The organism is Stenotrophomonas sp., assembly GCF_059505245.1.
The window spans coordinates 13,709-26,356 of sequence record NZ_JCACKF010000023.1 but is presented as its reverse complement, the minus strand read 5'-3'; the positions used below and the strand labels follow the sequence as shown (position 1 = coordinate 26,356).

10 protein-coding genes and 1 tRNA gene are annotated in these 12,648 nt (G+C 67.2%); 8 read left to right on the top strand and 3 right to left on the bottom strand.

Translation table 11 applies throughout. The annotated features are described in order from the left end of the window. Window positions 1-87: 87 nt before the first annotated feature. The 8 genes from leuS (at window position 88) to AC5JLE_RS09925 (ending at window position 7,310) form a co-directional block, all read left to right on the top strand. On the top strand, window positions 88-2,730 hold the full coding sequence (gene leuS, locus AC5JLE_RS09960; protein WP_496065260.1) for a leucine--tRNA ligase: 2,643 nt from the start codon (window positions 88-90) through the stop codon (window positions 2,728-2,730). Window positions 2,731-2,867: 137 nt separating this feature from the next. Beyond that, window positions 2,868-3,443, top strand: a complete 576-nt coding sequence (locus tag AC5JLE_RS09955) for an LPS-assembly lipoprotein LptE (RefSeq protein ID WP_032961942.1) — start codon at window positions 2,868-2,870, stop codon at window positions 3,441-3,443. A 12-nt stretch (window positions 3,444-3,455) separates the two neighbouring features. Beyond that, window positions 3,456-4,493, top strand: coding sequence for a DNA polymerase III subunit delta (gene holA, locus AC5JLE_RS09950; protein WP_032961944.1), 1,038 nt, complete (start codon window positions 3,456-3,458; stop codon window positions 4,491-4,493). 3 nt (window positions 4,494-4,496) lie between these two features. Next, a complete protein-coding gene (gene nadD, locus AC5JLE_RS09945) occupies window positions 4,497-5,162 on the top strand; it encodes a nicotinate-nucleotide adenylyltransferase (RefSeq protein WP_014647945.1) in 666 nt (221 codons plus the stop codon). Between the two features lie 58 nt (window positions 5,163-5,220). Beyond that, entirely contained in the window at window positions 5,221-5,631 is a 411-nt protein-coding gene (gene rsfS / locus AC5JLE_RS09940) for a ribosome silencing factor (protein ID WP_005418109.1), read from the top strand. Window positions 5,632-5,697: 66 nt separating this feature from the next. Continuing rightward, a complete protein-coding gene (gene rlmH / locus AC5JLE_RS09935) occupies window positions 5,698-6,168 on the top strand; it encodes a 23S rRNA (pseudouridine(1915)-N(3))-methyltransferase RlmH (RefSeq protein ID WP_005418108.1) in 471 nt (156 codons plus the stop codon). 22 nt (window positions 6,169-6,190) lie between these two features. After that, window positions 6,191-6,267, top strand: a tRNA-Asn gene (locus AC5JLE_RS09930). Window positions 6,268-6,344: 77 nt separating this feature from the next. After that, the gene (locus AC5JLE_RS09925; protein WP_496065259.1) at window positions 6,345-7,310 is read left to right on the top strand and encodes an alpha/beta hydrolase; all 966 of its coding nucleotides are present in this window, start codon (window positions 6,345-6,347) and stop codon (window positions 7,308-7,310) included. Between the two features lie 49 nt (window positions 7,311-7,359). Here the strand turns inward: AC5JLE_RS09925 and AC5JLE_RS09920 are convergent, their stop codons facing one another. From AC5JLE_RS09920 to AC5JLE_RS09910, 3 genes are all read right to left on the bottom strand, one after another. After that, window positions 7,360-8,781, bottom strand: coding sequence for a basic amino acid/polyamine antiporter (locus AC5JLE_RS09920; RefSeq protein WP_046431885.1), 1,422 nt, complete (start codon window positions 8,779-8,781; stop codon window positions 7,360-7,362). Between the two features lie 167 nt (window positions 8,782-8,948). After that, complete coding sequence (locus AC5JLE_RS09915; RefSeq protein ID WP_197561831.1) at window positions 8,949-11,744, bottom strand: TonB-dependent receptor; 2,796 nt, start codon at window positions 11,742-11,744, stop codon at window positions 8,949-8,951. Window positions 11,745-11,941: 197 nt separating this feature from the next. After that, window positions 11,942-12,592, bottom strand: a complete 651-nt coding sequence (locus AC5JLE_RS09910; protein ID WP_134966372.1) for an energy transducer TonB — start codon at window positions 12,590-12,592, stop codon at window positions 11,942-11,944. Between the last annotated feature and the right edge of the window lie 56 nt (window positions 12,593-12,648).

Sequence of the window (12,648 nt, the reverse complement as noted above, 5' to 3'; positions counted from 1 at the left end):
GCGGCGCCGGCGTCCGGCAGGCAGGATTGGAGCCATTTGCCGCACTGCGGTACGCTGTACCGCTTTGCCGCCGCATCCGCGTGTTCCATGACCAGCGCTGAAACCAACGCCTACGACCCGCAGCAGGTTGAATCCGCCGCCCAGCAGTACTGGGACGCCACCCGTGCCTTCGAGGTCGACGAGACTTCGGACAAGCCGAAGTACTACTGCCTGTCGATGCTTCCGTACCCGTCCGGTGCGCTGCACATGGGCCACGTGCGCAATTACACGATCGGCGACGTGATCAGCCGCTACAAGCGCATGACCGGCCACAACGTGCTGCAGCCGATGGGCTGGGACGCGTTCGGCCTGCCGGCGGAAAACGCTGCGATCAAGAACAAGACCGCGCCGGCGGCGTGGACCTACAAGAACATCGACCACATGCGCAGCCAGCTGAAGTCGCTGGGCTATGCCATCGACTGGTCGCGCGAGTTCGCCACCTGCCGTCCGGACTATTACGTCCACGAGCAGCGCATGTTCACCCGCCTGATGCGCAAGGGCCTGGCCTACCGCCGCAACGCGGTGGTGAACTGGGACCCGGTCGACCAGACCGTGCTGGCCAACGAGCAGGTCATCGACGGCCGCGGCTGGCGCTCCGGTGCGCTGGTGGAGAAGCGCGAGATCCCGCAGTGGTTCCTGCGCATCACCGACTACGCCCAGGAACTGCTGGATGGCCTGGACGAGCTGGACGGCTGGCCGGAATCGGTCAAGACCATGCAGCGCAACTGGATCGGCCGTTCCGAGGGCCTGGAGATCCAGTTCGATGTGCGCGATGTCGATGGCAGCGCGCTGGACCCGCTGCGCGTGTTCACCACCCGCCCGGACACGGTGATGGGCGTGACCTTCGTGTCGATCGCTGCCGAACACCCGCTGGCGCTGCATGCGGCGAAGAACAATCCGGAACTGGCCGCGCTGCTGGCCGACCTGAAGCAGGGCGGTGTGTCCGAGGCTGAACTGGAAACCCAGGAAAAGCGCGGCATGGACACCGGCCTGCGCGCGCTGCATCCGGTCACCGGCGAGCCGGTCCCGGTGTGGGTCGCCAATTTCGTGCTGATGGGCTACGGCACCGGCGCGGTGATGGCGGTGCCGGGCCATGACCAGCGCGACAATGAAGTGGCCAACAAGTACGGCCTGCCGATCAAGCAGGTGATCGCGCTGAAGGACCCGCGCACTGAAGAAGAGCGCAACTGGGACGGTAGCCGCTGGCAGGACTGGTACAGCGACAAGAGCCGTGCCTTCGAACTGGTCAACTCGGCCGAATTCGACGGCCTGGACTTCCAGGGCGCCTTTGAAGCCCTGGCCGAACGTTTCGAGCGCAAGGCCCAGGGCCAGCGCCGCGTCAACTACCGCCTGCGCGACTGGGGCGTGAGCCGCCAGCGCTACTGGGGCTGCCCGATTCCGGTGATCTACTGCGCCAAGTGCGGCGCGGTGCCGGTGCCGGAAGAGCAGCTGCCGGTGGTGCTGCCGGAAGACGTGGCCTTCGCCGGTACCGGCTCGCCGATCAAGACCGACCCGGAATGGCGCAAGACCACCTGCCCGGATTGCGGCGGCGCGGCCGAGCGCGAGACCGACACCTTCGACACCTTCATGGAGTCGAGCTGGTACTACGCCCGCTACACCTCGCCGGGTGCCCGTGATGCGGTCGACAAGCGCGGCAACTACTGGCTGCCGGTGGACCAGTACATCGGTGGCATCGAGCACGCGATCCTGCACCTGATGTATTTCCGCTTCTACCACAAGCTGCTGCGCGACGCGCGGATGGTGGACAGCAACGAACCGGCGCGCAACCTGCTGTGCCAGGGCATGGTGATCGCCGAAACCTATTACCGCCCGAACCCGGACGGCTCGAAGGACTGGATCAACCCGGCCGACGTGGAAGTGCAGCGCGACGAGCGCGGCCGCATCACCGGCGCCACCCTGATCGCCGACGGCCAGCCGGTGGTGGTCGGTGGTACCGAGAAGATGTCCAAGTCGAAGAACAACGGCGTGGACCCGCAGGCGATGGTCGGCAAGTACGGCGCCGATACCGTGCGCCTGTTCTCGATGTTCGCCGCACCGCCGGAACAGTCGCTGGAGTGGAACGAAGCCGGCGTGGACGGCATGGCCCGCTTCCTGCGCCGCCTCTGGGCCCAGGTGCAGAAGCACGCTGCCGACGGTGCCGCCCCGGCACTGGATATCGCGGCGCTGGATGCCAACCAGAAGGCGCTGCGCCGCAAGACCCATGAAACCATCGGCAAGGTCGGTGACGACTATGGCCGCCGCCACAGCTTCAATACCGCGATCGCTGCGGTGATGGAGCTGATGAACGCGCTGGCCAAGTTCGAGGATGGCAGCGAGCAGGGCCGCGCGGTGCGCCAGGAAGCGCTGCAGGCGATCGTGCTGCTGCTCAACCCGATCACCCCGCATGCCAGCCACGCCCTGTGGCAGGTGCTGGGTCATGGCGAGACGCTGCTGGAAGACCAGCCGTTCCCGCAGGCCGACAGCAGCGCGCTGGTGCGCGATGCGCTGACCCTGGCGGTGCAGGTCAACGGCAAGCTGCGTGGCACCATCGAGGTGGCGGCCGATGCCGCGCGCGAGCAGGTCGAGGCGCTGGCCCTGGCCGAGCCCAACGCGGCCAGGTTCATGGAAGGCCTGACGGTGCGCAAGATCATCATCGTCCCGGGCAAGATCGTGAACATCGTCGCTGCCTGATGTCCCCGGCACCGGTCACCCGCGCGGTGGCCGGTGCCATTCCATGAGCAGGGCCGGGCGCCTGATGGCCCTGCATTCACGCGGCTACGGGCACGCTGTGTGTTGCCGTGATCGCCCGGCTCCGCCAGACTGTCTCCATGACCCGAATCCTGCTTGCCCTCGTTCTTGTCCTCGGCCTCGCCGGCTGCGGTTTCCATCTGCGCAACAAGCTGATGCTGCCGACCGACACTGCCCCGGTGAAGGTGGTCTCCACCGCCCCGTACAGTGAACTGGTCAAGCTGCTCAACCGCAGCCTGCTGGCCTCCGGTGCCAAGCTGGCCGATGAGGACAGCAAGGGACCCAACGCCCAGCTGCAGGTGCTGTCCGAGCGCTGGGGTGACCTGCCGATCGCCATCGACTCGCAGGGCCGCGCACAGGAATACAGCCTGCGCTACGCGGTGATCTTCATCTTCCGTCGCGAGGATGGCAGCGAACTGGTGCCGCAGCAGGTGATCGAACTGTCGCGCGACTATGTGTCGCCGCCGACCGACGCCACCGGTACCACCACCGAACGCGAAATCCTGGCCACGGAGCTGCGCCGGGAAATGTCCGCCTCGATCATCCGCCGTATCGACAGCGTGGTCCGCGCCGAGATCGAGAAGGGCGGCAGCCTGTCCGCGCCGAAGGCCAAGCCGATCGAGGGTGCGGTGCCGGCCGCCGACGTCAAGCACTGAGCGGCAGCGACGATGGAACTGCGTCCGGAGCAGCTGGCCAGCCAGGGCGCTGACACCCCGTTGGCGCCGGTGTACCTGATCGCAGGCCCGGAAACCCTGCGCGTGCTGGAGGCGGCAGATGCCGTCCGCGCGCGCGCGCGCGCCTCCGGCATCGGCGAACGCGAAGTGTTCGACGCCGACGGGCGGGATTTCGACTGGAACCAGCTCGACGCCAGCTTCAATGCGCCCAGCCTGTTCAGCGCCCGCCGCCTGGTCGAGGTGCGCCTGCCCAGCGGCAAGCCCGGCAAGGACGGCGCCGAAGTGATCAGCCAGTTCTGCGCCAATCCGGCGCCGGACGTGGTGCTGATGATCACCGCCAATGAATGGAGCAAGGCCCATCAGGGCAAGTGGGCCGAGGCGGTCAGCCGCATCGGCGTGCTGTCGGTGGCCTGGGCGATCAAGCCGCACGAACTGCCGGACTGGATCGAGCGCCGCCTGCGCGGCAAGGGCCTGCGTGCCGACCCGGCCGCCGTGCAGCGCCTGGCCGAGCGGGTGGAGGGCAACCTGCTGGCCGCCGCCCAGGAAATCGACAAGCTGGCGCTGTTGGCCGATGGCCAGCCGCTGGATGTGGAGCGGATGGAATCGCTGGTGGCTGACGCTGCCCGCTACGACGTGTTCCGGCTGGTGGAGGCGACGTTCTCCGGCCAGCCGCCGGCCGTACTGCGCATGCTGGCTGGCCTGCGCGGCGAAGGCGAAGCGGTGGCCGCACTGATGCCGATCGTGATCCGAGAACTGCTGGCCGGTGCCGGCCTGGCCCGTGTGCAGGCCCGTGGCGGCAACCTGGCCGCCGAAATGAAATCGCGTGGCATCTGGGAATCACGGCAGGCGCCCTACAAGCGCGCGCTGCAGCGGCACCCGGAAGGCAAGCGCTGGGAACGCTTCGTGGCCGAAGCCGGGCTGGTCGACCGCATCGCCAAGGGGCGGGCCGACGGCGATGCCTGGCTGGCGCTGGAGCGCCTGCTGGTGGCCGTGGCCGAACCGCGTGCCGTGCGCCTGCTGGCGCGGGCCTGAGCGATGAGCCTGCGGATCTATTACGGGGGCACCTTCGATCCGGTGCACCTGGGGCATCTGGCAATCGCGCGAGCCGCCCGGGACGAACTGCAGGTAGCCGTGCGCATGTTGCCGGCAGGCGATCCGCCGCACCGTGCGGTGCCCGGCGCCACCGCCGAGCAGCGCTGCACCATGTTGTCGCTGGCCATCGGCGACGAACCGGGCCTGCTGCTGGACCGTCGTGAACTGGACCGTGCCACGCGCTATCCCGGTCGTCCGTCCTACACCGTCGATACCCTGCGCGAGCTGCGTGGCGAGCTGGGCCCAAGCCGGCCACTGGCCTGGCTGGTGGGCGCCGACAGCCTGCTGGGCCTGTCCGGCTGGCACGAATGGGAGGCCCTGTTCGGGCTGGCCCACTTCGTGGTGGCCGAGCGGCCGGGCAGCCCGCTGCAGGCGTCGATCGACGGTGAACTGGGGCGTGCCCTGCAGGGGCGCTGGGCCGACAACGAACAGGCCCTGTTCGCCAGCCCGGCCGGACGCATCCTGCGCCTGCACCACCCGCTGCGCGAGGAATCGGCCAGCGCCGTGCGCTCGCAGATCGCCGCCGGTGGCCCCTGGCGCGCCCTGCTGCCGCCGGCTGTCGCGGACTACGTCGCTGCACACGGGCTGTACCGCCCGGCCACAGCGTGAATGGCGCCGCCGTGCCATCCCCGTATAATCGCCCCCACGTTTATCGAGTCGATCCACTTTGAGCAACCAGACCCAGCCCCAGACCATCAAGGTCGATCTGCCCAGCCCGCCGCCGTCCGTGCCGGAACTGCTGGCCAGCGTCCGCCAAGCCACCGAAGACCTGAAGGCCAAGGACCTGGTCGAGATCGACGTGCGCGGCCGGTCCAGCGTTGCCGACTACATGATCGTCGTTTCGGGCACCTCGACCCGCCACGTCAAGTCGATCGCCGATGAAGTCGTGCGCTTCGCCAAGAACATCGACGTGATGCCGCTGGGTGTTGAAGGCGAGCGCGAAGCTGAGTGGGTGCTGGTCGATCTGGGCGACGTGATCGTCCACGTGATGCTGCCGCGCGTGCGTGAGTTCTACGCCCTCGAGCGCCTGTGGACCGTCGGCGACCAGCCGCCGTCCAGCGACGACGAAGTGGCCTGAGCCGCACGTTGATGCATCCCTTCGACGGCGCCGATGGCGCCGTCGACGTTTTGGAGGACCGTGTAGATGAAAGCCCGCCTGATCGCCACCGGTGAACGCGCGCCCAGCTGGGTCGCGCAGGGCTTCGCCGAGTACCAGAAGCGGCTGTCGCACTGGCTGCCGTTCGAGCTGGTGGAAATCGAGCCCGGCTTGCGCGGCAAGGGGCGTGATCCGCGCCGCGCCACTGAAGATGAAGGCAAGCGGGTCATCGCTGCGCTGCCGAAGAACGCCTATGTGGTGGCACTGGATGTGCCAGGACGACAGCTGAGTTCCGAACAGCTGGCACAGCGCCTGGAGCATTGGCGCGGGCAGGGCCGCGACCTGGCGTTCCTGATTGGTGGCCCGGAAGGGCATTCGCCGGAGGTGTCCGCGCTGGCCGATGAGAAGTGGTCGATCGGACCGCTGACGCTGCCGCACATGCTGGTGCGCCTGGTGGTGGCCGAGCAGCTGTATCGGGCCGCCGCAATGATTGCCAATCACCCCTACCATCGCGCGTGAAGAGTGGTTATACTAGTCGTCTGCCCGAATAGCTCAGCCGGTTAGAGCACTTGACTGTTAATCAGGGGGTCGTTGGTTCGAGTCCAACTTCGGGCGCCACCTTGAGAAACCTGCATCGCAAGATGCAGGTTTTTTTTTGTCGCTACACTCTGCTGCTGCAACCATGGATGCCGATCATGCGCGTGCTGCTGTCCTCGAGCTTCCTGCTGCTGGCGATGGTGCCGTTCGCCACAACGAAGGCCGCGCCTTCCACCTGGCATCCGCCACAGGGCACCACCGAGCTTCCGTTGTGGCCGCAGGGCGCGGTGATCGCGCCGCCGAAGTTGAAGGGGCCCGAGCAGGTCAGCGAAGTGATCTCCGAAGCCAGTGGCGAACACTGGATGATGCTGCAGAACGTCGCTGCGCCGACCCTCACCGTGTTTCCACCGAAGGGACCGGCCACCGGCACCGCAGTGATGGTGGTGCCTGGCGGAGGCTATCGGGTGCTGGCGATGGACCTGGAAGGCAGCGAGATCTGCGACTGGCTGAACGCACAGGGCATCACCTGTGCATTGCTGAAGTACCGGGTGCCAGCCTCTGGCCCGAACTGGGACCCCGAGTGCAACTGCCGCGACTTTCCGGAAGTGCCGATGGCCCTGCAGGATGCACAGCGTGCAATGGGCCTGCTGCGCGCACAGGCCGAGCGCTGGTCAATCAATCCCAAGCGGATCGGGGCGATCGGCTTTTCCGCCGGTGGTCACGTGGTGGCTGGACTGAGCACGCACGCGCTGCGCAGCTACGCGCCGGTCGATGCTGCGGATGAGCAACCCAGCCGTCCCGATTTCGCCATGGTGATGTATTCCGGGCACCTGTGGGCTGGGCACGGGAAGGGATTGTCGCTGGTCAGGGACATCACCGTGGATGACAAGGTGCCGCCGACGTTCATCGCGCAGGCCACCGACGATCGCACCGATGACGTGCGCGAATCGCTGGCCTATTACCGTGCCCTGGCGGACGCGGGGGTGCCGGTGGAAATGCATCTGTTCGCACGCGGCGGCCACGCATTCGGGTTGCGCATGAAGGATGCACCGGTAGCGGCGTGGCCGCAGCTGGCCGAGCGCTGGATGCAGGATATCGGCATGCTGGCGGATCGCCAGTTGTAGAGCCGAGCCATGCTCGGCTGCCTGTGTGAAGCCGGGCGTGGGCTCGGCTCTACAGTGCCAGCTCACCTCTGCAGAAGGCCACCAGCGTGGCGATCGCCACCGCCAGGATCGCGCCGAACAGTACCCACTCCCAGCGCGTGAATACCCGCTCGCCGCGCTGGCGCCGGGTCAAAGCGAACAACACCACGCCGGGCACGTACAGCAGTACCGACAGCAGCAGGTTGTCCAGGCCGCCGGCATACACCAGCCACAGCGCATAGGCGCTGGCCAGCAGTGCGACCCCGAAATCGCGCCAGCGCACGCCTGGTTCGCCGGCGTAGGCCTGCCCGCGCCAGGCCAGCTGCACGCCGAACGCGGTGGACAGGAAGTAGGGCACCAGGCTCATCGACGCAGCGAGCAGCACCAGCCCGGTGTAGCTGCCCGAACTGACCAGCACCATCAGCAGGAACAACTGGATCAGGCCATTGCTCAACCACAGTGCATTGGCCGGCACGCCACGCGCGTTCTCGCGGCCGAGGAAGGCCGGCATGGTGCCGTCACCGGCGGCGGCATACAGCACTTCGGCGCACAGCAGCACCCAGGCCAGCAATGCGCCGAGTACGGAGACGATCGAACCGATGATGATCACCGTCGCGCCCCATTCGCCGACGATGGCGCGCAGCACATAGGCCATCGACGGATTGGGCAGCCCGGCCAGTTCGGCCTGCGACAGCACGCCCATCGACAGCAGGCTGACCAGTACCAGCAGCAGCCAGACCCCGAGGAAACCGATCACCGTGGCACGGCCAACGTCGGCACGGCGCGCGGCACGCCGCGAATAGATGCTGGCCCCTTCGATGCCGATGAACACCCACACGGTCACCAGCATCATGCCGCGCAGCTGCTGGCCGAGGTCGCCGAGTGCGGGCGTACCGAGGAAATCGGCGCGGAACACGTCCATGCGGAACGCGCCCGCCGCCAGGATCAGGAACAACGCGATGGGCAGCAGCTTGGCCACCGTCACCAGGCCGTTGACGATGGCGGCCGTGCGCAGGCCGCGCAGCACCAGCAGGTGCACGGTCCACAGCAGCAGTGATGAGGCGGCCACGGCGGCGGGTGTATTGCCTTCACCGAAGACCGGCACGAAGTGGCCGAGGCCACTGAAGATCAGCACGAAGAAGCTGGCGTTGCCGAGCACCGACGCCACCCAGTAGCCCCACGCCGCAGAGAAGCCGATGTAGTTGCCGAAGCCTTCGCGCGCATAGGCGTAGATGCCGGTATCCAGGTCGGGGCGACGATTGGCCAGGGCCTGGAACACGAAGGCCAGCATCAGCATGCCGGCGCCACTGACCGCCCAGCCGATCAAGGCGGCGGCCGGGCCGGCGCTGCGCGCGACGTTCTGCGGCAGTGAAAAGATGCCGGCGCCGACCATCGAGCCGACTACCAGTGCAGTCAACGCGGGCAGGCCCAGCCGTTGCGATGTCGCGGCCATGGAGATCCCCTGCGGCGCGGATGCCGCGAGCATACGGTAGCCATGTCCTCGTGAACATGTCCGCAAGAGTCAGCAGGCAAGCGCCAGCCTGCAGGAACCGGCCCGCGTGAAAACGACGAAGGCCCGGGCAACGGCCCGGGCCTTCGAAGGTGACGCTGCAACCGGTCTTACTTGAACGTGTACTTGAAGCCGACGGTGTAGTAACGGCCCAGCGCACCGGAGAAGTGCATCGGGTTGTAGTTCACCGCGCCGTAGGTGGTCGGATCGAGCGGGGCGATGCGGTCGAACACGTTGGCCACCGAGGCGTTGAGTTCGAACGAGTCGTTGATGCTCCAGCGACCGGACAGGTCCATGGTGGTGAACGAAGAGATCTTCTTCACCGGCGTACCGTCAGCGTAGAAGGCCAGGTAGCTGCCACCACGGCTGTCGATGTTGTCCATCTTGCTGATGTAGTTGACGATGCCGCTGACGCTCCACGGGCCCTGCTTCCAGGTGGTGCCGAAGTTGACCTTGTCCTTCGGCGTACCGATGCAGTTGGTGACGTCGCAGTTGCCGTGGGTACCCACGTAATCAACCGTGTCGCCGCCTTCGGTGCGCTCGAACTTCAGGATGTGGCTCCACTGCAGGTCCAGCTCCAGCTGGCCCGGGCCGATCTCGAAGGTCTGGCGGATATCGGTATCGATACCGCGCACGCGCGACGAGCTGGCATTCACGTAGCCGGTGTTGACCGCCAGGATGGTGCCGCTGTTGGCCACGCCATTGAGATTGTTGCTGTCGCGCAGCACGTTGCCGGCCAGGATCGCCGCCGCCGTGCTGCCCTGCACGATCTCGTTGGTACGCTTGATCTGCCAGGCATCGACGGTCATCGAGGTGGTCGAAGTCGGCTGCAGCACGATGCCGACCGAGTAGCTCTTGGACTCTTCCGGCTTCAGCAGCTTGTTCGGCTTGGTGATGATCGCCACCGAATTGGCGCCACATTCGCTGGCAGCGCCGCCGCTGATCTGGCAACGCACCGGGTCGACCGCAGTGGAGAAGGCGGCCAGGCCACCGTCACCGTTCTCGGCCGGGTTCGGCGCGCGGAAACCTTCGGCGTAGCTGGCGCGCAGGGCGATCCAGTCGGCCGGGGTCCACTTCACGCCCAGCTTCGGCGTAGCCTTGCCTTCGCCGCTTTCGTACTTGTCGTAACGCAGGGCGCCGGACAGTTCCAGCTGTTCCAGCACCGGTGCCGACAGTTCGACGTAGCCGGCGTAGACGTTCTGGGTGCCGTCATAGGCCGAGTAGCCCAGGCCGATGATGTCGCCCTGGTCGGTGTAGGTCTGCGGGGTCAGGCTGTTGCTGGTCTTGCGCCACTCGGTACCGATCGCCAGGCCCAGCGGACCACCCTTCAGGTCCATCAGGCTGCGCGAGACGGTGAAGTCGAACATGTCCAGGCTGGACTTGGCGCGGGCGCTGATCGTGGGCGAGATGTAGTCGTACAGCGCCTGCGAGTTCTTGCCGGCATCATCACCGATACGCCACACGCCACCGGCGCAGTTGGCATTGCCCAGTGCACACTGGACGGCGCTGTAGCGCAGGAAGCCGGTGCGCTTGTTGGTCAGGTCGGTGCCCGAGTGCAGGTAGGCGGTGTCGTAGCTCCAGTCGCCCCAGTTGCCCTTGATGCCGACCAGGAAGCGGTTGAACTCATTGGTGTTGTCGGTCACGCGCGGGCCGACATCCCAGGCCGAGTAACGCACGCGGCGCGCCGTGCCCGGGGTCGGGTTGTCGGGATGGTTCGGGCCCAGCACGGTGGCACCGGGGCCACTGTTGGCATTGACCGGGCCGCCCGGATAGCCCCAGCCGCCCGACACGCCGGACGGGGTGTTGCTGAAGATGGTTTCCTTCTTCGAGTAGCCGATCTCGGTGTAGATCTCGCCGCCTTCACCGAAGGCGAAGCTGGCGCGACCGAACACGTTGACGTACTTCTCTTCCGGAATCAGGTCGCGGTACTGCTGTGCCGGATCCCACAGGCAGCCATCGGCGGCGATGCTGGCCGCGGTCTGCCCACCGATGGTGGTCAGGCCGGCGCAACCCGGCAGCGGCACCAGATGGCCGGTGGCGTCGAGGTAGGAGCCGTTCGGGCCGGAACCGCCGGAGGTGCCACCACGGGTGTAGGCACCGCCGAGGAACTGGGCGGTCTTGTCATAGCCCCACGGGCGGGTGTCACCGGTACCGATCCACTTGCGGTTCTTGCGGTCGCTGATCTTGATCGCGTCGGTCTTGCCAACGTCCAGGCTGAAGAAGGCGTTCCAGCCATCGGTGGCCAGGTCGCCGGTACCGGCGGTCAGGGTTGCCTTCCGGGCGTCGCCATCGCTGTCACCGGACAGGCCGTAGGAGCCACGCAGGATGGCGCCCTGGAAGTCGCTGCGCAGGATGATGTTGACCACGCCGGCGATGGCATCGGAACCGTAGATCGCCGAAGCGCCGTCCTTCAGGACTTCCACGCGCTCGACGGCATCGAGCGGAATGGTGCTGAGGTCGGTGAAGACCTTCTGTCCGTCATCGGCCAGGCCGTAGGTGGCCATGCGGCGGCCGTTCAACAGTACCAGCGTCGAGCCGGCGCCCAGGCCGCGCAGCGAGATGCCGGCACCACCGCCGGCGAAACCGTTGCCGAAGGTCTTGGGAATCGAGCCGGCGCCATCGGCGGTGATGGTCTGCAGGTACTCGGCCAGCGAGGTCTTGCCGGTGCGGTCGATTTCCTGGCGGGTCACCACCTGCACCGGCGACGGTGTCTCGGTGTTGGTGCGCGGGATGTTGGAGCCGGTGACCGTGATGCGGTCGAGGTTGGTGGCCTTTTCCTGCGCGAAGGCGGAGGAGGAAGCGACGGCGCCGGCCAGCAGCAGGGCGCCGCCGGTGAGGATGTGGGTGATGGACGATGCCAGGGTGCTGCGGCGGCGGCTGGCGGGCCGTTGGATCGGGTGTTTCACAGCTTCTCTCCTAACTGGAAAACCGTAGCGTTGAGGGCTGTCGCCGGATCGATACCGGGACGCGCCAATCTAGGTTTCCTGCAGGTGACGAAGTCGTGAAATTTTGCTTAATCGGTAACGCTTGGTCCCTGGCCTGTCCGCATTTCCCGGGCAGCGGCAGGGACCGGCCCGGCGCGAGGCCGGGCCGGTGGTGGGGCTCAGTCGGGCAGCGAGAACTGTACCGGTACCAGGCCGATGGCCGGAACTGCCACGCCGTCACGCTGGGCAGGCTCGAAGCGCCAGTGCCGGAGCACCTGCTGGCGGGCGGCCTGGTCCAGGTTGCGCGAGCCGCTGCTGCGCTCGACGCTGACCGCGACCGGTTGGCCATGGCTGTCCACTTCCACCCGCAACAGCACTGTTCCCTGTTCGTGGTTGCGCAGGGACTGGATGGGGTAGGTCGGCGGCGGGGCGCTGCGGTACTGCAGCTGGGCGCCGGCCAGAGGGGTGGACGTGTCGATGCTGGGCGCCAGCTGCGGCGGAGCCGGTTCGGCGGCCGGCAACGCGATGCCCTGGGTCTCCTCCACGGTCGCGGTGGGCGCGGGCAGTGGCGGTACCACCGGCTGCGTTCGCGGTTTCGGCACCACCTGGACGATCTCCCTGGGCGTGACCGGAACCGGCGGTGTCGGCGGTGGCGGGATCTTCTCGATCAGCCGGACCGGCGTCTTTTCACGCGGGACCTGCACGGCCTGGTAGGTCGCAGGGATGAGCAGCAACAGGAAGGCCAGCAGGTGCAGGGCGATCGCCGCGCTCCAGGCGGCCACCCGGGCGGGGTCGAAATGCAGGGATGCAACGGGGTACGTACGAACCATGATCCACCTCCATGCCAGTGACGAAGTCCTCAACGCACCAGGGCCCGTGGCGGGGT

Bases quoted from the DNA above. Each gene is read 5' to 3' on its own strand.
- leuS (WP_496065260.1), top strand. From the start codon at position 88: ATGACCAGCGCTGAAACCAACGCCTACGACCCGCAGCAGGTTGAATCC.
- AC5JLE_RS09955 (WP_032961942.1), top strand. From the start codon at position 2,868: ATGACCCGAATCCTGCTTGCCCTCGTTCTTGTCCTCGGCCTCGCCGGC.
- holA (WP_032961944.1), top strand. From the start codon at position 3,456: ATGGAACTGCGTCCGGAGCAGCTGGCCAGCCAGGGCGCTGACACCCCG.
- nadD (WP_014647945.1), top strand. From the start codon at position 4,497: ATGAGCCTGCGGATCTATTACGGGGGCACCTTCGATCCGGTGCACCTG.
- rlmH (WP_005418108.1), top strand. From the start codon at position 5,698: ATGAAAGCCCGCCTGATCGCCACCGGTGAACGCGCGCCCAGCTGGGTC.
- AC5JLE_RS09925 (WP_496065259.1), top strand. From the start codon at position 6,345: ATGCGCGTGCTGCTGTCCTCGAGCTTCCTGCTGCTGGCGATGGTGCCG.
- AC5JLE_RS09920 (WP_046431885.1), bottom strand. From the start codon at position 8,781: ATGGCCGCGACATCGCAACGGCTGGGCCTGCCCGCGTTGACTGCACTG.
- AC5JLE_RS09910 (WP_134966372.1), bottom strand. From the start codon at position 12,592: ATGGTTCGTACGTACCCCGTTGCATCCCTGCATTTCGACCCCGCCCGG.